Source organism: Photobacterium sp. TY1-4, from assembly GCF_025398175.1.
Taxonomy (GTDB): Bacteria; Pseudomonadota; Gammaproteobacteria; order Enterobacterales; family Vibrionaceae; genus Photobacterium.
Window position 1 is genome coordinate 1,333,502 of the sequence record NZ_CP099735.1, and the last position, 18,998, is coordinate 1,352,499.

Consider the following 18,998-nt stretch of genomic DNA (forward strand, 5'->3'; position numbering starts at 1 on the left):
CTAGAATATTTGCTCTATTTGAGCCAAGAAATGAAGTTCCAGTGAGATCAATGTGTTAGATGCACAGTGGCGCAAGTCGGGCGATCAGGGCTGCCATCAAAGCCGGATCCGAGGGATTAAAATACAAGACTCCGCGGTGGTTCATGAAATTGGAATCCGGCCGGTTGAGATCCAATGGCTGACCAGCGATATCACTCACCCAAACCGTGCCGCAAGCCTGGGCTATCGCGGCCGTAGCGCTGAAATCCCACACGCTCCCACCGCCCTTGCCGGCTTTGGGCAACTTAAGATAGCACCCGGCGCCAGCCGTGATCACCCCCAGGGCGTTCATCACCGCGCCACGGTTGTGTATGACCTCCAGTCGGCGACCCATTTGCGCAGCAACATCCTCCAGAATAGCCAGGCAGGCCGGATAACGCGGATCGCGCAGAAAACTGCGATCGACATAAACCCGGAACGGATCGCCCGCTTCGAGCGCTGTCGGTGACCAGGGCTGGCCATGACGCAACACCTGGCGGTGGGCACGATCTTCCGGCGCACATGGATTCAGGGCCTGGAATGTCTCGCCGGTTGCCGGATCATGAACCACGCCAAGCCACGGCCACCCGGTCCGATCCACCAATGCAATCGCGACGGCATAGCCAGACGCCCCTGACGCTGGCTGATTGCGCTTATCTGGTGCAGCCGCGGCTTCGATAAACGGCAAAGTGCCGTCGAGCGGGTCGATGCACCAGAAATAGGGTTGATGAAGCCGTGGATGCGAGGCAGCATTCGACTCACTGGCGTTTTCTTCACTCAACAGCGCCAGATCATATTGCGCCAACGTCGGCTGCAGCACCTCAAGGATCCGGGCCTGACTGTCGAGGTCGACCTGAGTCACCACTTGCGAGCTCAGGCTGTCCCCGGCTGATTTATGGCCGACCTGCAACCGGCGGCGAGCAAACCCGACAATACAGGCGCCCGCCTGCTCAGCGGCTTCGACCGCCAGGGCCAATAATAGTTTGAGCTGGGATATCGACAGGCGCATGTGATCACTCCTGAATCGTCTGATTGGGGTCGGTAGAAGAAGATTGACTCACGCCGGGCTCTGGACCCCAGTGAGCCAGCTGGAGCAATGCCTGATGCGTCAGTTGCTCGGTATAGGCATTGATTTTCCAGTGATCCGGACACCAGCCTTTGACGAAGCGCTGAAAGTCCGCCCAGGCGATGGCGTAGAGCGGTCGCCACGTCTGCTCGACGTCCCCAGCCAGCACTGCCGGAGTCAGTTGCATCTTATGTGCGAGCTTCAGCTCGCCGGTCACCGACAGCGCCACAATCGCCTCGCGCAGACTGGCAAAATAGCCATCGAGCAACGCCGGGACCCGCGCCTCGCATTGCTCGAACGGCAGGCAGCTGCTGAGAAACAGGATCACATCTTTCATCCCGCAGCCCCCGCCGACATACTGAAAATCAACAGCCGCAACCCGGGTGCCGTCCGGCGTAAAACAGAAATTAGCCAGCTTGGCATCGCCATGCACCAGGGTCTGGTAGCGGCATTGGGACAGTACCCGATCAATGCATGACGCGGCGGCCTTTAATGCAGGATCTTCCAGCGCTGCCAACTCATCGGGACGCGTCGCCAAATGCCAGTAAGTCCCGGTCGGCCACAAACCGGTCGGCACCGCGCCCAGATGCCGGGCATGGAACCAGGCCAACCAGCGCAGACATGCTTGCACTTCGGTCTCAGAGGCGGTTTGACGTATTTCACTGAACCCCAGGGTCGCCAAATCTTCCAGGATCAGCAGAATGTCACCGTCCTGCTCGCGGACATACAGACACTGCGGCACCGGATACTCGCCCGGACACTGCCCGGCGAAGTCCCGGTACCAGTGGGTCTCAACCTGATAGGAATGTAATTTCCGTTGATGGGAGCGATCGGTATTCCAGCCGCGGGGATGATGCGCCGGTTGCGGCAATTGAATGTGTTTGACGATCACCGAAGGATGATCGCCACTTTGTAGCCAGGCTCGAAACAGCTTGCCATAACCGCCCCACAGCGGCTGTATGAGCTGCGTGTGGCTGACGGCCTGCGCACCTGTCGCCTGCGCAACCTGCTGCAAAATATCGGTGGTGATGGTCATAGTCTCTCAAGTGGAACGGGATAGCTCAGGCTCTGGCGGGCAGTGTATCCCAAATGGCCCGCCGCTGGCACTGCGGCGCGCTCCCGATGTTGGCTCGGGTGTTGGCCTCGGTGTCGGCTCAGGTGACAACCTGACGTCGCCCCGCCTCCCCGCAAGGTGCGTATTTCCCGACCGCCGTAGGTTGGATCGGGCAAAAAACCAGCACTCGAACAATAATTTTGTGATTTTGATCATATTTTGACCAGTTATTAACTGGCTGAAAATGCAGGCAAATTAAACATGCAAAAAACTAGCATATTGATTTGTTATCATTTTTGAGACGCTAGTACTTTTTTATTATCTTTTTTTGTTCTGTTATTTTATCGGCTCACTTAACCTTGGCTGAGCAAGTTATGAATAACGACATCCTCCAATTATCGATTGAGGAAATTGAGCAGCACCTCTCTGCTGATTCACTTTCTGAACAACAACACACCGAACTAAAAAAAGTCGCTTCAGAAAATAGTGACATTGCAGAACTCATGTATCAATTTTATCTGAATTCAAAGGATTATCGTAACGCGATGTATTATTTGGAGCAGGCTGATAAATTTGATGACAGCTACGCCCAGCTTTGCCTCGCTTCCCTGTACCAGCAAGGCAAGCATTGCAGCCAGGATCTGCTGCGTGCCAAGGGGCTGTTCGAAAAATCGGCTCGTAACGGCGATGCTGAAGCGCAGTTTGAAATCGGCAGCCTGCTGTTGTTGAGCGCCGAAAATGAAGATGACATTGAACAAGGCACGTACTGGCTCAATGAGTCATTCCTCAATGGCAATGATGACTCTAAAATGTTGCTGGAAGCCGTTTAACTTATAATTATTAATTTAATCACTAAGTTATTTCAACAATCAGAACAATAAGACTGTCATAGCTTTTACTGTCATAGTTTTCATTGTCATAGCTTTCATTGACTCCGGCATATCGGTTGATTTGTAAATTCCTTGCAGCGATATTAAATGCACATGCCTAGCGGTCATTCAATACGGAATAACGATAAAAATATCGCATTGCGGGACAGTGGTATATCTAAAAATAAGAACAACTTTCTATGAAACATTTGTGCGGCGTCCATGACGCCGCTTTTTTTTGCCCGTTATATCTCTGACTGGATTTACTTTTTCGACACTTTGACCGTGACGCTCCCCTGACGAGGACCGACGGTCCTGTCCCCTTTCCGCCGGAGCAGACCCCGCCACTCAATCCCCGCGAAAGACAGTGCCGGAAAAATGCGTTTTTCCTTAATATGCAACTAGATCAAATTAGATAAATAGGCAATAATGCAGCATTGTTATGCTATAGAAACAACCCATTAACAGTCAGATCCGCTATCGGACGACGGCACAGCCAGATCATAAGGAAGATCGACATGCTCCTGAAAGCCCATTTTCCCTCGGGAAGAACCATGACCTACCACCGCAACCTGCAAGCCCTGATGCACTCTTTTGATCAGGCCGGGATCACTTATGAGTTGATCACCGACCCCGCCACCCGCCTGCGCTCCAACCGCTAGGCCATTGCCCCGGCGACAGTCCTCTATTTTCGCCATGTTACTCAGCTTGCTGTATCCGGTCGCAGGCACCGCTTCAGGCCGTGCCCGCGACACAGGCGCGAGCGCACGCGGCATCTAGAGCACCAGTTGCCCGTAGCGGTTAAAGGCCAAACGGCTGATCAACGCCAACGCCGTCGCGACCGATAAGGTCGCGGCAATAAAGATCGCCACCATAATCACCAATTGGTATTTCACAGCCAGTAAGGGTGCCGTCCCGCCCAGAATTTGCCCGGTCATCATCCCCGGCAGGCTGACTATCCCCAACGTGGTCATGGAGGCCAATTGCGGTGCCAGCGCCGCTTTCACGGCCGTACGGATAAACGGCTGAACCGGATTGAGGGCCCCCAGTGCCAGGTAAAACTGGTATTCATTCTGCCGCTCCTTGAGACCGCAGTACCAACGCTCAATCGCCAGCACATTGGCCGTCAGGCAGTTGCCCAGCAACATCCCGGCGACCGGAATCATGTATTGTGCCTGCCACCAGGGCTCGGCCTGAATGACCCCGGCCAGCAAAGCCGGCAGGATCACCAGCAAAGCCACAATCTGCCCGGCCACGACGGCAGGCATCACTTGCTTTAAGCTGATTTCCGCCCGGCGACAGATGCTGAACCCTGCCACCAGCACCATGACCGACAACCACGCCAGGTTCAGCAGCGGGTTTTCGAACGCAAAAAGGGTTTGCAAGTAAATCCCCACCACCGCCAGCTGCAAGGTCATTCGCAACACCGCGGTCACCATAGTGCGGCCAAGACCCAGTTGCCAGCGGGCAAACAACAGCAATGGCAATAACAGCAGCAGGTAAAAACCGCCCAGAGCAAGGTGGCTGATGTCCAGCGCATTATTCATGATCATTCTCCATCCGGTGCTGTACGTGCGCCTGCCGCAGCCAAATCGGATCGTGCGAGACCGACACGGCGGTCACCGATTGCGAAACCAGCAAATCGAGTACCTGATCCCGGCTGTCCGGATCCAGGGCAGAGGTCGGCTCATCAAGCAGCCACACGGGGCGCGCCATCAACAGCGCCCGGGCAAACGCCAGCCGCTGTTTTTCACCGCCGGATAGCTTCTCGACACCACGGTCCAGCGCATGCGACAACCCGACTTGCACCAGTGCCGCGACGCATCGTGCATCGTCCGGCGTGTCGGTCGTCATGGCTTTCAATTGCCACGGCAAACGGAGGACACCGGCAATGTCTGCGGCCCCCATCACCGGTTGTTGCGGTAGATAACAGAACTGGCGACGCCACCAGCCCAGCGCCGTCACGTCGACCATCCGGCCTTGCCAGGAAAAATGGCCATTCGCCGCGGGCTGCAGCCCGGCCAGCACTTGCAACAAGCTGGTTTTGCCGCATCCGGACGGCCCGCAAACCGCAAGATGCTGGCCCGGCAACAAGGTTCGGGTCAGATACGGCTGGCGTCGGCTTTCTTGTCCGGAAGCCAGTTCGTGTAGCCTCAAAGCCCCCGGTGTCACGGTCGGTTCTGTATCAAGAGTAATCGCGCTGGGTGAAATCAGGCTCTGGGATTGCGGGTACTGCACATTTCGCTGATCGGTCATCGGTGCTGTCCAAGCGATGGGTTCCAACTCAGTCTATCGGGGGTGCCGTCCTGACTCAACTGGCTGAAAAATATATTCAATCTCCATCTCAATGATTAATTTCTGCCCTCAGCGGCCATTTTCAGCCTTTCCGGTGCCGGACGAGCATGTCTTCGCTTGGCTATTGAGAACAAACATATAAAATATCGGTAACACATCCGCCGCCGCGCAGCCAAGCACGCCAAAGGATATTACGCACTGGAGCTCACCGGCGATCACGCTACTGATCCGGACAAACAGGCCGATGCGACCACCGCACCGAATAAGGAACCACCGCATGACATCAACGCCTCCCCGCCTGCGAATGACGCGTCTGCACCATCATCGACGTGCGTTCACCCGCTGGCTCGGCGTCGGGTTAATCACCTGCTGGCCTTGGTTGACGCTGGCCGAGCCGGTTTCAGTGCCGGGCTCTGTTACCGGTTCCGGCCCGGTGATCCGGGTCGGGGGTGATCATAACTACCCGCCGTATGAGTTTATCAATGAAGACGGTGAGCCGGATGGCTACAACACCGAGTTGACCCGGGCCATCGCCGAAGTCATGGGCTTCAAGGTCGACATTCGGCTCGGCGGCTGGGATGACATCCGCCGCCAGTTGGATCGCGGCGACATTGATATCGTGCAGGGGATGGTGCAATCCGCCGCCCGGACGGCGCACTATCGCTTCTCGCCGCCCCATGCCATCGTCCACCAGTCGGTCTTTGCCCGCAAGTACTCTCCGGCCATTGCCGGGTTGAATGAGCTGGCCGGAAAATCGGTCATTGTCCAGAGCAGCGGCGCCATGCACGACTATCTGCGCCAGCAGCAACCCGACGCCAAGCTCATTCTGGTCGATTCCCATGCCGATGCCTTACGTCTTCTGGCTTCCGGACAACATGACTACGCCCTGGTTGCCAACCTGCCGGGCCTGTATACCGGCAAAGCACTGGAGCTGTCGAACGTTATTCCGGTCGGCAAACCGTTCGGCGCCCAGCACTATGGCTATGCGACCCTGAAAGGTCAGGAGGATTTACTGGCCCAGTTCAGCGAAGGGCTGGCGATCCTCAAAAACACCGGGCGTCAGCAGGCCATTTATGACAAATGGCTCGGCCCGATTGAAGCGCAGCGCTACAGCTGGAGACAACTCGGCATAGCTGCGGCAATTGTGTCGGGCGTGCTGCTCTTGATCCTCGGTGGCATCATGATCTGGAACCGGGCCCTGAGCCGGGAGGTTGCGCGCCGTACCGAAACCCAGCAACTACAGCAGCAACAACTGATCCAGGCCGACAAAATGACCTCGCTGGGGATCCTGGTCTCCGGGGTTGCCCATGAGATCAACAACCCCAGCAGCCTGCTGTTGCTCAATTTGCCGCTGGTCAAAGAGGCCTATCAGGACGCCGAAGATATCCTGGCGGCTCACTATCAGCAGCATGGCGACTTCAGCCTCGGCGGCCTGCCCTACAGCCGGATGCGCGATGAAATCCCGTCGATGCTTGATGACATGCTGGCCGGGACCCAGCGGATCCGCCGGATTGTCGATGACTTGCGCGATTTTGCCCGCCAGGAGCCGACCGTACTGAACGACACCGTCGACCTCAATGCCGTGACTGCCACCGCGATCCGCCTGGTCGACCGCACCATCAGCCAATCCACCCGCCATTTCAGCGTCAGCTACGGCGAGCACCTGCCGGGCTTTGAAGGCAATGGCCAGCGCATTGAGCAAGTGATTATCAACCTGATCATCAATGCCTGTCAGGCCCTCACATCGCCGGAAGGAGCGATTCACATCGCCACCCGCTATCGCCCGGCCGACCATCGGCTGATCCTTGAGGTTCGCGATGAAGGGGAAGGCATTGCACCCGAGCACCTGCCGCACCTGAGCGATCCCTTCTTTACCACCAAGCGGGCGCAGGGCGGCACCGGGCTGGGGCTGTCGGTTTCTTTCAGCATCGTGAAAGAGCACGGCGGCACTTTAGATTACGATTCAACTCAACACCAAGGCACCTGCGTGACCCTGACGTTACCGGCCTTGCAAGGAACCCACACAGCATGAATACCAATCGCTATCCCGCTTTCGGGGTGTTACTGGTCGACGACGAACCGGCTTTCCTGCGCAGCCTGAGCCTGATGCTGGAACGCCGGGGCGGGATCAACCACCTCTACACTTGCCAGGACAGCCGCGAAGCGATGACGATCATCGCCCGGGAGCCCATCGGTCTGGTGCTGCTGGATCTGACCATGCCGCATCTCTCCGGCGAAGTCCTGCTGCAACAAATCATCGAAGAGCATCCGGATGTCGGGGTGATCATTATCAGCGGACTGAACCAGGTGGAAACCGCGGTCCACTGTATCCGGCTCGGCGCGTATGACTACTTTGTCAAAACCACCGAGGAAAACCGGCTGATCGAAGGGATCAAACGGGCCATCCTGATGCAGGAGATGCGCCAGGAAAACCATGCTATGCGCCAGCGTCTGATGAGCAATACCCTGGAGCGTCCGGATGCCTTCGCCGACATCATTACCCGCGACACCAGCATGCGCAGCGTGTTCCAGTACCTGGAATCGGTGGCCCCGAGCAGTCAGCCGGTGATGATTTGCGGCGAGAGCGGGGTCGGCAAAGAGCTGATCGCCCGCGCGCTGCATACCCTGAGCGATCGCAGCGGCCCGCTGATCAGCGTTAATGTTGCCGGGCTCGATGACAATGTGTTTGCCGACACCCTGTTCGGCCATCACCGCGGCGCATTTACCGGGGCGGACACCAACCGGGCCGGGCTGATTGAGCAAGCCGCCGGCGGGACATTGTTTTTGGATGAGATCGGCGATCTGAGCCAGGCGTCTCAGGTCAAGCTGCTGCGCCTGATCCAGGAAGGGGAATATTATCCGCTCGGCAGCGATCGGCCCAAGCAGCTCAAGGCGCGCATCGTAGTCGCCACCCACCAGGATCTGCCGCAAAAGCAGCAGGACGGTACCTTCCGCAAAGATCTGTATTACCGGCTGAAAACTCACCAGGTCGACATCCCGCCCCTGCGCCATCGCCGCCAGGATATTCCGTTGCTGCTGGAGCATTTCCTGCAGGAAGCTGCGGACGAGCTGGGCAAAACCAAACCGACCATTCCCAAAGAGCTGCCGGTGCTGCTGGCCAACTACGCCTTCCCCGGGAATATTCGCGAGCTGCGGGCCCTGGCCTATGACGCCATGAGCCAGCACCGCTCCCGCATGCTGTCGATGGACGTTTTCCGCCGGGTGCTCGACGATTGTGCCCCGGCAAACGTGCCGGACGCTTCCGACACCGCCTCGCTGTTCGACCCGGCCATGCCGCTGCCGACGTTGCAGGAGATAAGCGATCTGCTGACCCGGGAGGCCATGCGCCGGGCCGAGGGGAACCAGTCCCTGGCTGCGAGACTGCTGGGGATCTCCCAACCAGCCCTGAGCAAACGCCTGAAAAAGACCCAGGGCGATTAATCCAACCCCTATAACCAAAGGAAAGGTTATAACTATGTAAATAGCTTATAACGCCTTGTTTTATGAAGACAATATGACAAGAACCGCCCTTACCCATTCCTTTGGTTATACCCCTTTGCTACACCCCTGCTGCTGATAAATGCATTTTTATCCATGTAAAACAATCAGATACACTTTATTAACAGAGTGGCATCATCCTTGCTGTATTCCTGACTCTGACAGAGTGGGCAAACGCCCATCCTGACGTGTGAACCATAACAGTGAAACAGAAATGGGCGACAGCCCGAATTCTGTCAATGGAAAAGGAATAAACATGGAACAAGCACTTGAACAGCCAACACCGAAAGGCTTTTGGGGCGGCCTCGCCTTATGGAAGAAAATCCTGGTTGGGATGATCCTGGGGGTCATCGCGGGCAGTGTACTCGGCCCGGATGCAGAAATGCTTAAACCAATCGGCACCCTGTTTATCAATGCGATCAAAATGCTGATCGTTCCACTGGTTTTCTGCTCTTTGGTGGTCGGCGTCACCTCCATGCAGGATACCCGGAAAATGGGTCGTATCGGGGTGAAAGCCGTTGTCATCTATCTGTCGACCACCGCCGTTGCGATCAGTATCGGTCTGGGCCTGTCCCACCTGCTGCAACCAGGCGCCGGTCTGGCCATGACTGCCACTGCCGCCGCCGGTGACGCAAAAGACGCGCCGACCCTGGTCCAGACACTGCTCAATTTGATCCCGAAAAACCCTATCAGTGCCCTGGCCGCCGGTAACATTCTGCAAATCATCGTCTTCGCATTGGGTCTGGGTGTAGCCCTGAACCTGTGTGGTGAAAAAGGCAAACCTGCGGTTCAGGTGTTTGAGAGCCTGGCAGAAGCCATGTACAAACTGACCGAGCTGGTCATGAAGCTGGCGCCGTACGGTATCTTCGGCCTGATGGCCTGGGTCGCCGGCAAATATGGTCTGGAGATCCTGCTGCCGCTGTTCAAAGTGATTGGCGTTGCCTACCTCGGCAGTGTGCTGCACGTGGTCGGCTTCTATTCTGCGGTGATTAAATTCATCGGCCGCCTCAGCCCGGTCCCATACATCAAAGGCATGGTGACCCCGGCAGCCGTAGCCTTCACCACCACCAGCAGCTCCGGTACCCTACCGGCAACGATTAAGTGTGCCCGCGAAGAGATGGGCGTGTCGAAAGGCGTATCGAGCTTCGTGCTGCCGCTGGGCGCCACCATCAACATGGACGGCACTGCCCTGTATCAGGGGGTTGCAGCCCTGTTCGTGGCTCAGGCCTTCGGGATTGACCTGTCATTTGCTGATTACATCACCATTGTGATGACCGCAACCCTGGCTTCTATCGGCACCGCCGGGGTACCGGGTGCCGGCCTGATCATGCTGTCGCTGGTCCTGACCACCGTGGGTCTGCCGATGGAAGGTCTGGCAATTATTGCCGGGATCGACCGGATCCTGGATATGGCACGCACCAGCGTGAATGTGTGTGGCGACCTGATGGTGGCAATTCTGGTGGGCCGCAGCGAAGGTGAGCTGGATACCGACGTCTACAACAGTACCGAGGGACACAGCACCGCCGGCACCAACGACGGGATCGTGACTGCCCGTCAGGAAATCGCGTAAGCCTTCACGGCATGGCAGGTAATCTGCCGGTTCATTCAGGGCTGCCGAATCCGGTACGCTCTGTTCAAGGCCAGCCCATTCGGCTGGCCTTGTTGTTTTTCCCGCTCAACCGATCGCAGCCACGGCTGTCTCTTCAAAAAAACTGACAATTTTTACACGTTTCTGTCACAAGCAGCGTGAGTTCACAAAATCACAAGATTTCCGTTCTCGACACGGAGCCCCGTCAGCCCCCCCTTCACCAGCCAGGTCTTATTTTTTAGCTTTTTTCCATATAGTTATGAATAATTTCCCAGCAAAAATGCAAGAAAATCCCACCGGGAGAAAAACGGGCAACACAACTATAAAACAATACTTTTTGCAATTGGTCAGGCTATGCATTAATTGCATTGTCGCTTACTTTTAGGCATTTCACTTTGATTTGCAAAAAGACCATTGTATTCCGGTCTTTTCTACTACGAGTCTAAGGTGACCGCCATGCACGATACTGCCAACCAGGTACGGATTGAAGAAGATCTGCTGGGCCAGCGTGAAATTCCGGCTTCTGCCTACTACGGCATTCATTCCCTACGCGCATTCGAGAACTTTAATATCTCTGCCGTGCGTATTTCTGATGTTCCAGAGTTTGTTCGCGGTATGGTCTACACCAAAAAAGCCGCCGCCAAAGCCAACATGGAACTGGGGGCGATCCCATCTGAAGTCGGCCAGTACATCATCCAGGCGTGCGATTTGATCCTGGATACCGGGAAATGCATGGATCAGTTCATCTCCGATGTCTACCAGGGCGGTGCAGGCACCTCGGTAAACATGAATGCCAACGAGGTGATTGCCAACGTTGCACTGGAGCTGAAAGGTCACGAGAAAGGCGAATACCACATCATCAACCCGAACGATCATGTGAATAAGAGCCAGTCGACCAACTGTGCCTACCCAACCGGTTTCCGCGTGGCGGTATACAACAGCATCATCAAGATGATTGGCTCTATTGAGCACCTGCAGGCGGCCTTCGATGCCAAGAGCGACGAGTTCAGCGACGTGCTGAAAATGGGTCGTACCCAGCTGCAGGACGCCGTACCGATGACCGTCGGCCAGGAATTCCACGCATTCAGCGTGTTGCTGAAAGAAGAAATCAAGAACCTGAAATACGCCGCAGCCCTGCTGCTGGAAGTGAACCTGGGCGCCACCGCGATCGGAACCGGCCTGAACGCACCGGCAGGCTACCAGGCGCTGGCGGTGAAATATCTGGCAGAAGCCACCGGTCTGGACTGTGTACCTTCAGAAGACCTGATTGAAGCCACCTCTGACTGTGGTGCGTATGTCACCGTTCACGCCGCGCTGAAGCGTCTGGCGGTGAAACTGTCGAAAGTCTGTAATGACCTGCGTCTGGTGTCTTCCGGTCCGCGTGCGGGTCTGAACGAAATCAACCTGCCGGAAATGCAGGCGGGCTCTTCCATCATGCCGGCCAAAGTGAACCCAGTGATCCCGGAAGTGGTCAACCAGGTGTGCTTTAAAGTGATCGGAAACGACACCACCGTCACTTTCGCGGCAGAAGCCGGTCAGCTTCAGCTGAACGTGATGGAGCCGGTGATCGGTCAGGCGATTTTCGAATCCATCGAGCTGCTGGGCAATGCCTGTGTCAACCTGGCGGACAAGTGTATCTCCGGGATCACGGTGAACCGTGAAGTCTGCGAAAACTTCGTCTTCAACTCGATTGGGATTGTCACCTACCTGAACCCGTACATCGGCCACCATGAAGGCGACATCGTCGGGAAAATCTGTGCTGAAACCGGCCGCAGCGTGAAAGAAGTCGCCATGGAGCGCGGCCTGCTGGGTGAAGAAGAGCTGAACGAAATCTTCTCAACCCAGAACCTGATGCGCCCGCAATACAAAGCCAAGCTGTATAACTAAGGTTGTACACCGGCGTCGCCCTTGGCAGGGCGACGCCTCAAACGACAAAGGGCTGGATGATCCGGCCCTTTGTATTATACCCCTCGCAGTAAATAACGGGTCATCCTTTACAGTCCGTTCGTCAGACCACCAATCGGGCTCATCTTGCTCAGCGACTGCCAGATGGCCTCACAGGAAGCATGCAGCCGGGAGTGGTAACGGTAAACATACAAGTCCAGCGGCACCGGCTCACGGGCCGTCAGGATTTGCAGCTTTCCGGCCGCCAGCTCATCTTTAATCGCATAATCGGGCAGCCAGCTGATCCCCTTGCCCTGCATCACCAACGCCTTGATAAAATCGGTCATCGACGAGGTACACACCGTATTCGGCGTCAGTTTGCGGTTGGCCCGGTGCAGTGCCCGGCCCATGTAGCTTTCCGGTGTGTAGTCCAGGCTCGGTACCGTATCGTTGTGCTCAAGATCAAACAGCGGCTCTCCCTGCGCATCCACCGCCGAGACGCAGTACAGGTAACTACGCCCCAGGTAGATCGAGCGATAAGGGGCGACTTGCAACCGATCTTCATAGAAAGAAAACAGGAAGTCACACTTGCCGTCGATCAGCAGCTCCACGGCCTCGTCCACTTCGTTGGCCACCACGGAAAGCTGGGCATTGAGCGCCGGGTTAAACAAGCAGCTGTGCAGCTTGGGCAGGATGCTGATCGCCATCGAATGTGCCGCACTGATCCGCACACTGTACCGACCATGAAACGAGCTGCCGGCCAGGCGGCTGACTTCTTCATCCAGCTGTTGCAGAATCGACTGCGCCGTGGTCTTGAACTGCTTGCCGTTCAGCGTCAAGGCGATCGGCGTTTTGCTGCGATCAATCAATTCCAGCCCGAGTTCGGACTCCAGCGATTTGATCCGGCGGCTGAAGGCCGGCTGGGTCACATTCCGTACGGCAGCGGCCTGGGAAAAGTTCTTCAGTTCAGCCAGGATCAGAAAATCCTGCAACCATTTCGTTTCGATGTTTTTCATAATGGTTCTACATCAGCCAAGCGAATATTCACGATCTCAAGTCAAGCAGGGGACGCTTCCGTACCGCAATCAACCTGCGGTGCGGGTGGCCACAACGGGCCGGGCCGTGCTCATGTTTAAAAATAAAAAAGCTTCATTGATGATCCCCGACAGCGCCGCCAAATCTGCAATGAAGCCGGTGCGCATTATCGCGCCAAGGCACCGGCAAGGCAATTGTCCCTGGTGAAGTTTTAGTAAAAGTCCACCGGGGCCGAGCGCCGATTTTTCGCAGTGTACAGCTCACCCGCCGCACACACCCGTCACCCAAACCCGTGACTCAAATCCGTCATTCAAATCGATGATGCGAAGAGACGAGCACAACGCCATTCCGGCATCATTCAGTGCCAGTCAAATAGAAAACCGGGCCGCCATTGCCAGCCAGATTTCAAATATGAAAATAAAACCAATTATTTTTGAAAAATAAGAACTACCGACCCTATTTATAAAATAATCATTAACCTTGATGATGCCGGAAATTTTATTTTCTCCCCAGACATACACACAAGAAACAAAACCATCTTATTGATTACAAACAGGTAAATTATATTTAACGAATGCGAAAATTTAGTTTTCAACCGTTTCATCTATCTGAACGCCAACCTCGGGATAAAATATCAAATCTTCATCGAGTACAATTGGTTTTTCACGATTCGATGCCAAGTTGCTCCCAATTCGGCGAATAATTGTAACTATTATCAAAATCCACCATAATAAGCCCCTTATTCAGCGTCATCGCTTCGCTACGCACTGAAGGTTGTAGTTAATGGAACAGAAAGTATTAGTCGTGGAAGACAGCCGGGCCTTTCGACGGATTATCGAATTGGAGCTCAGAAAGGCTGGTTTTACCCCTGTCTTGACAGAAAGCATTGCGGAAGCAGAAAAGGTGCTGGATGAGGGAACCGACTTTTTATGTGCCATTCTCGACTATTGCCTGCCGGACGGCCAGGATGGAGAGATCATCGATCTTTGTCTGTCCGTTGATATCAAGGTCATCGTCCTCACCGCCCTGATGGATGAAATGACCCGGGAAAAAGTGCTGGCTAAAACCGTCATTGACTACATTCCCAAAGACAGCCCGGCCTGTATTTCCTCCATCATTCCAATCCTGCACCGCCTGGAAAGTAACAAGCAACACAAAGTGCTGGTCGTGGATGATTCAGCCACCGCCCGCCGTTATCTGCGCAGCCTGCTCGAGCGTCAGTACCTGACGGTGGTTGAAGCGGCCAACGGCAAGCAGGCGCTGACCATGATCCAACAGGAGCCGGACATCAGCCTGGTGATCACTGACTATGCCATGCCCGAGCGCGACGGTGTCAGCCTGATTAAAGAGCTGCGCAAAACCTACCGTACCGGACAGCTGGCCGCCATCGGCCTGTCAGCCAGTGATGAACACGCCCTGACCGCCAAGTTTCTCAAAGCCGGCGCGAACGACTATCTCAAGAAACCCTTCAACCAGGAAGAGTTCTACTGCCGTTTGCACAGCACCCTGGACATTCTGGACTCTGAGCGCCGCCTGTACCGGCTGGCCAACCAGGATTATCTGACCCAGAGCTGGAACCGGCGTTATTTCTTTGAGCACGCCCTGGTGCGCCATCATCAGGGACCGCGCTGCCTGGCTCTGCTGGATATCGATCACTTCAAAGCCATCAATGACAGCTTCGGCCACCACATCGGGGATATGGTGCTGATAGACCTGGCCCAGCGTCTGAAGCGCTTCTTCTCAGACGCCCTGGTCGCCCGCTTCGGCGGTGAGGAGTTTTGTCTGTTGTTCGGCAATTCGCCGCAAATCTTCGAGCGCCGCCTGGCCGCCCTGATGGAAGATGTCGCCGGTGCCGAGCTGGAACTGATGGGCCACACCGTGCGTTACTCCGTCAGCCTGGGCATGGTCAACGCCGAGGCCAATATCCATGAGCTAATCCGCCGCGCCGACCATTGTCTGTATCAGGCCAAATCCAGCGGCCGTAACCGCATCGTCCTCGAACACCCGCAAACGGAGCCCAGCCTCTGATCGCGGTACTCCCGTGAACGCCTGCCGGCAGTTCGTCCTGCCGGTTCGAGGCAATTTCGCCCCTGTCTCACCCCACGAAACAGCATTTTCCGCCGATTTCCGCGTCGTTAGCTACACTTCAAACTAACCCGTCGTCCACGGATACCCCGTTGGCAGCTTCCCCAATGCGGTCAGTTAAGAGGCAAGAGATGGCAGAGGTTCCCGGCCCGCAGCAACCCCGCTTTCCAAAGCCAACATCGGCATCAGGCTCCGTTCGGGCCCGCGACGTGCTGTTGCTGATCCGCACGCTGGCTGAGGAAATGCGCCAACACCCCCTGATGGATGACGAGCTGACGCTCAAGACCCGACTGGATCAGGAGCTGGGGTTTGACAGCCTGACGCGGGCCGAGCTGATCCAGCGCAGTGAGCAGCAATTTGCCGTCAACCTGCCGACCCAAGCCATCGCCGAGATCGAAACCCCCGCCGACCTGCTGCGCGCCATTCAGCACGCAGCGCCGCAGGACGCCGGAGCGGTGCAGGATTCCTCCCGCCTTACCCAGCCGTTCGAGCTGGGCCATGTCGCCTCGCTGCCCCACCGGGCTGCCACCCTGCAAGCCATGCTGGACTGGCATGTCGACCAACACCCGGATCGGCCGCAACTGTATGTCTACCAGGATGCCGACCAGATGGTCGAAATCAGCTATCAACAGCTCCGGCAACGGGCCCGTCACATCGCCCGGGCCCTGCAAGCGCGGGAGATCGCCCCGGGGGATTGCGTCGCCATCATGCTGCCGACCTGTGAAGATTACTTTTACAGTTTTTTCGGGATCCTCTATGCCCGGGCGATCCCGGTGCCGATCTATCCCCCGGCCCGGCTCAGCCAGATCGAAGATCACCTCAAGCGCCATGCCGCGATCTTGAACAATGCACGGGCCAAACTGATGATCACGGTGCCCGAAGCCAAACCGCTGTCGCAGCTGCTGCGGCTCCAGGTACCCAGTATTCAGGCTGTGGTCACCCACACCGATCTTCACCAAACCGCAGCGAAAGGCGCTGATATCGGTGATGCCCGGGCGGATGATATCGCGTTTTTGCAATATACCTCCGGCAGTACCGGGCTGCCCAAAGGCGTCACCCTGACCCATGCCAATCTGCTGGCCAATATTCGTGCCATGGGTCGCGTGGTTCAGGCCAGCTCGGACGATGTGTTTGTGAGCTGGTTGCCGGTCTATCACGACATGGGATTGATCGGCGCCTGGCTGGGCAGCCTGTATCATGCGATCCCGCTGGTGATCATGTCCCCCTTGCTGTTTCTGTCCCGTCCGCAACGGTGGCTGTGGGCCATCCACCGCCATCGGGCCACTCTATCGGCCGCCCCCAACTTTGCCTACGAGCTGTGCCTCAACAAAATCGATGACAGTGCGCTGGCCGGGCTGGATCTCAGCCACTGGCGGCTGGCCTGGAACGGCGCAGAGCCGGTCAGCCCGTCGACCATGCGACGTTTCACCGAGCGCTTCGCGCCTTACGGTTTTCGCCCGCAAACCATGTCACCGGTGTACGGCCTGGCGGAATCTTCGGTTGGCCTGACGTTTCCGTCCCTGTCCCGAACCCCGCGTATCGAGCGGATCAAGCGCGATCCCATGGCGCGACTCGGGCGAGCCGAGCCCGCCGCGCCCGATGATCCGACGGCGATCCAGGTGGTCGGGCTGGGCTACCCGCTACCGGGCCATCAGATCCGGATCATCGACGCGCTGGGCCGCGAGCTGCCGGATCGGGAAGAAGGCGAGCTGGAATTCAAAGGGCCGTCTGCCACCCAAGGCTATTACCGCGACCCGGACAAAACCCAAGCCCTGTATCACGGCGACTGGCTGACCACCGGCGATCGCGCCTTTACCATCGGTGGCGAGCTGTTTCTGACCGGGCGCAGCAAAGACATCATTATCCGCGCCGGGCGCAATATCTATCCCCATGAGCTGGAAGAAGCCGTGTGCCGGCTACCCAACATCCGCAAAGGTTGCGCCGCCGCCTTTGCCAGCCACGATCCCCAGAGCGGCACCGAGAAGCTGGTGATCCTGGCAGAATCCCGCCAGCATGCTCCGGCGCAGACCGAGCCGCTCCGACAGCAAATCAACACCCTGGCGCTGGATTTACTCGGCAGCCCGGCCGATGATGTGGTGATCTGCCCGCCACATACCATTCCCAAAACCTCCAGCGGCAAAATTCGCCGGGCCGCCTGTAAATCCCTGTATCAGACCCAGCGCCTTCACGAGCCGCAACGGGCCGTCTGGCAACAGGCGCTGCGCCTGATCCGGGCGGCGATGCTGCCCCAGCTCCACCGCGCCTGGCGGATCGGTATCGATATCGCCTATGCCGGTTACCTCTGGGGGCTGCTGACCGTGCTGGCGCCCATAGTCTGGACAACCGTTGCGCTGCTGCCCAACCCGAAAAGCGCCTGGGCCGTGACCCGTTTCGGAGCCAGAGCCCTGCTGCGACTCAGTGGCACACACCTGACCCTTGATGGCCGGGAACACTTGCCCGGCCCCGGCACACCCTGCGTCATCGTTGCCAACCACGCCAGTTATCTCGACGGCCTGGCGTTTATCGCGGCCTGTCCGCAACCCTGCCGATTTGTCGCCAAGGCCGAGCTGCGCAACAACCCGCTGACCCGGGTTTTTCTCTCCCGGCTCGGCACCGAGTTCGTCGAGCGCTTTGATGTCGAGCAGGGGCTCGTGGATGCCAGCCGCATCGCCGACAGCGCAACCGAGCAGCAACCCTTGGTGATCTTCCCGGAAGGCACCCTCTACCGGATGGCCGGGCTGCATGAATTTCATATGGGAGCATTTCTTGCCGCAGCCAAAGCCGGATTACCGATCCTGCCGGTCACAATCTGCGGCACCCGCTCCAAACTGCGGGACAAATCCCTGTTCCCGCGCCGTGGGCCGATCCACCTGCGATTTAGTCCGCTCATCGCCCCGAACGGGGCGGACTGGCAGGCTGCCGTACAACTGCGCGATCAAGCCCGGGGCGAAATCCTGCGTCATTGCGGCGAGCCGGATCTGGCCCATGCCCCCAAAAACCATCCGTCCCGCCCTGATCCCGGCTCCCGTTAAACCCGTCGAATAAAGTCTCATAAAATTGAATAGATTCAATCCATTAGTCACACCCTCCCCGCGCATTCTCCGGCTTTAGCCCAACACGTCAATGATGTGCCAAACGCGAAAATCGCGGCAAAAATGACCAAGATCAATGCAGAAATAACGTAAATCCTGAGTCTATAGAGGCGTCATTGATGCCACCGCGATGCCGTCGAGCCCCGGTATTCCATCAAGCACGAAGTAGATAACTATTCAAGGAGAGTGAACATGCTATGTCCTGATTGTAAGCAACCCATGCTCAAATCGGCCGATCACAGCAACCACTGTATGAATCTCAACTGTCCACCGAGTCGCACCCAGTGTCCGGCCTGCCAGTCGGATAACACGCAGCAGACGGGAAAAAGCCTCACCGAGGCCCAACTGAGCTGCAGCCAATGCGACACCCGCTGGACCATCTCACGGATTGAAAAAACCTGATCGCCGCCGGGTTTGTGACAGGCGAGCCCGGCACATCGTTCACAATCCCCCACCGCTCCGACTCATCCCGCTCGCCCGCCTGATTCCCCTCCAGTTACGCCACTTCATCCCG

At 57.0% G+C, this 18,998-nt stretch carries 14 protein-coding genes; 9 read left to right on the forward strand and 5 right to left on the reverse strand.

The genetic code is table 11. The annotated features are described in order from the left end of the window. Positions 1-55: 55 nt before the first annotated feature. Positions 56-1,027 (reverse strand): 3'(2'),5'-bisphosphate nucleotidase CysQ, encoded by a 972-nt coding sequence (locus tag NH461_RS22760; RefSeq protein ID WP_261603241.1) that lies wholly within the window; start codon positions 1,025-1,027, stop codon positions 56-58. 4 nt (positions 1,028-1,031) lie between these two features. Beyond that, complete coding sequence (locus NH461_RS22765; RefSeq protein WP_261603242.1) at positions 1,032-2,120, reverse strand: ecdysteroid 22-kinase family protein; 1,089 nt, start codon at positions 2,118-2,120, stop codon at positions 1,032-1,034. A 392-nt stretch (positions 2,121-2,512) separates the two neighbouring features. On the opposite strand from NH461_RS22765, the gene NH461_RS22770 reads away from it, so the two are divergent. Together NH461_RS22770 and NH461_RS22775 are read left to right on the forward strand one after the other, a co-directional pair. Continuing rightward, complete coding sequence (locus tag NH461_RS22770; RefSeq protein ID WP_261603243.1) at positions 2,513-2,968, forward strand: tetratricopeptide repeat protein; 456 nt, start codon at positions 2,513-2,515, stop codon at positions 2,966-2,968. 557 nt (positions 2,969-3,525) lie between these two features. Then, positions 3,526-3,669, forward strand: a complete 144-nt coding sequence (locus NH461_RS22775) for a hypothetical protein (RefSeq protein ID WP_261603244.1) — start codon at positions 3,526-3,528, stop codon at positions 3,667-3,669. A 114-nt stretch (positions 3,670-3,783) separates the two neighbouring features. On the opposite strand, the gene NH461_RS22780 is transcribed toward NH461_RS22775, so the two are convergent. Together NH461_RS22780 and NH461_RS22785 are read right to left on the reverse strand one after the other, a co-directional pair. Next, positions 3,784-4,554, reverse strand: coding sequence for an ABC transporter permease (locus NH461_RS22780; RefSeq protein WP_261603245.1), 771 nt, complete (start codon positions 4,552-4,554; stop codon positions 3,784-3,786). After that, positions 4,547-5,263, reverse strand: a complete 717-nt coding sequence (locus tag NH461_RS22785; RefSeq protein WP_261603246.1) for an ATP-binding cassette domain-containing protein — start codon at positions 5,261-5,263, stop codon at positions 4,547-4,549. Before NH461_RS22785 ends, NH461_RS22780 begins: the two co-directional genes overlap by 8 nt. A gap of 316 nt (positions 5,264-5,579) precedes the next feature. On the opposite strand from NH461_RS22785, the gene NH461_RS22790 reads away from it, so the two are divergent. The 4 genes from NH461_RS22790 to aspA all read left to right on the forward strand — a co-directional run bounded on the left by NH461_RS22790 (position 5,580) and on the right by aspA (position 12,275). After that, positions 5,580-7,334: a transporter substrate-binding domain-containing protein gene (locus NH461_RS22790; RefSeq protein ID WP_261603247.1), complete on the forward strand. Its 1,755-nt coding sequence runs from the start codon at positions 5,580-5,582 to the stop codon at positions 7,332-7,334. Further along, positions 7,331-8,743, forward strand: a complete 1,413-nt coding sequence (locus NH461_RS22795; RefSeq protein ID WP_261603248.1) for a sigma-54-dependent transcriptional regulator — start codon at positions 7,331-7,333, stop codon at positions 8,741-8,743. Before NH461_RS22790 ends, NH461_RS22795 begins: the two co-directional genes overlap by 4 nt. Before the next feature lie 313 nt (positions 8,744-9,056). After that, complete coding sequence (locus tag NH461_RS22800; protein ID WP_261603249.1) at positions 9,057-10,370, forward strand: dicarboxylate/amino acid:cation symporter; 1,314 nt, start codon at positions 9,057-9,059, stop codon at positions 10,368-10,370. A gap of 474 nt (positions 10,371-10,844) precedes the next feature. Then, positions 10,845-12,275, forward strand: coding sequence for an aspartate ammonia-lyase (gene aspA, locus NH461_RS22805; protein WP_261603250.1), 1,431 nt, complete (start codon positions 10,845-10,847; stop codon positions 12,273-12,275). Positions 12,276-12,382: 107 nt separating this feature from the next. Here the strand turns inward: aspA and NH461_RS22810 are convergent, their stop codons facing one another. After that, the gene (locus NH461_RS22810; protein ID WP_261603251.1) at positions 12,383-13,288 is read right to left on the reverse strand and encodes a LysR substrate-binding domain-containing protein; all 906 of its coding nucleotides are present in this window, start codon (positions 13,286-13,288) and stop codon (positions 12,383-12,385) included. 802 nt (positions 13,289-14,090) lie between these two features. Between NH461_RS22810 and NH461_RS22815 the strand changes: the two genes are divergently transcribed. From NH461_RS22815 to NH461_RS22825, 3 genes are all read left to right on the forward strand, one after another. Further along, positions 14,091-15,335 carry a response regulator gene (locus tag NH461_RS22815; RefSeq protein ID WP_261603252.1) on the forward strand — a complete coding sequence of 415 codons (1,245 nt, stop codon included), beginning with the start codon at positions 14,091-14,093 and terminating at the stop codon, positions 15,333-15,335. A gap of 188 nt (positions 15,336-15,523) precedes the next feature. Next, positions 15,524-18,424 (forward strand): AMP-binding protein, encoded by a 2,901-nt coding sequence (locus tag NH461_RS22820; RefSeq protein ID WP_261603253.1) that lies wholly within the window; start codon positions 15,524-15,526, stop codon positions 18,422-18,424. A 252-nt stretch (positions 18,425-18,676) separates the two neighbouring features. After that, positions 18,677-18,886 (forward strand): hypothetical protein, encoded by a 210-nt coding sequence (locus NH461_RS22825; protein ID WP_261603254.1) that lies wholly within the window; start codon positions 18,677-18,679, stop codon positions 18,884-18,886. Positions 18,887-18,998: the final 112 nt, after the last annotated feature.

Excerpts from the sequence above, each read along its gene's own strand:
- NH461_RS22820 (WP_261603253.1), top strand. The coding sequence starts at position 15,524 with ATGGCAGAGGTTCCCGGCCCGCAGCAACCCCGCTTTCCAAAGCCAACA.
- NH461_RS22780 (WP_261603245.1), bottom strand. The coding sequence starts at position 4,554 with ATGAATAATGCGCTGGACATCAGCCACCTTGCTCTGGGCGGTTTTTAC.
- NH461_RS22800 (WP_261603249.1), top strand. The coding sequence starts at position 9,057 with ATGGAACAAGCACTTGAACAGCCAACACCGAAAGGCTTTTGGGGCGGC.
- NH461_RS22785 (WP_261603246.1), bottom strand. The coding sequence starts at position 5,263 with ATGACCGATCAGCGAAATGTGCAGTACCCGCAATCCCAGAGCCTGATT.
- NH461_RS22765 (WP_261603242.1), bottom strand. The coding sequence starts at position 2,120 with ATGACCATCACCACCGATATTTTGCAGCAGGTTGCGCAGGCGACAGGT.
- NH461_RS22790 (WP_261603247.1), top strand. The coding sequence starts at position 5,580 with ATGACATCAACGCCTCCCCGCCTGCGAATGACGCGTCTGCACCATCAT.
- NH461_RS22815 (WP_261603252.1), top strand. The coding sequence starts at position 14,091 with ATGGAACAGAAAGTATTAGTCGTGGAAGACAGCCGGGCCTTTCGACGG.
- NH461_RS22770 (WP_261603243.1), top strand. The coding sequence starts at position 2,513 with ATGAATAACGACATCCTCCAATTATCGATTGAGGAAATTGAGCAGCAC.
- NH461_RS22760 (WP_261603241.1), bottom strand. The coding sequence starts at position 1,027 with ATGCGCCTGTCGATATCCCAGCTCAAACTATTATTGGCCCTGGCGGTC.
- NH461_RS22775 (WP_261603244.1), top strand. The coding sequence starts at position 3,526 with ATGCTCCTGAAAGCCCATTTTCCCTCGGGAAGAACCATGACCTACCAC.
- NH461_RS22795 (WP_261603248.1), top strand. The coding sequence starts at position 7,331 with ATGAATACCAATCGCTATCCCGCTTTCGGGGTGTTACTGGTCGACGAC.
- aspA (WP_261603250.1), top strand. The coding sequence starts at position 10,845 with ATGCACGATACTGCCAACCAGGTACGGATTGAAGAAGATCTGCTGGGC.
- NH461_RS22810 (WP_261603251.1), bottom strand. The coding sequence starts at position 13,288 with ATGAAAAACATCGAAACGAAATGGTTGCAGGATTTTCTGATCCTGGCT.
- NH461_RS22825 (WP_261603254.1), top strand. The coding sequence starts at position 18,677 with ATGCTATGTCCTGATTGTAAGCAACCCATGCTCAAATCGGCCGATCAC.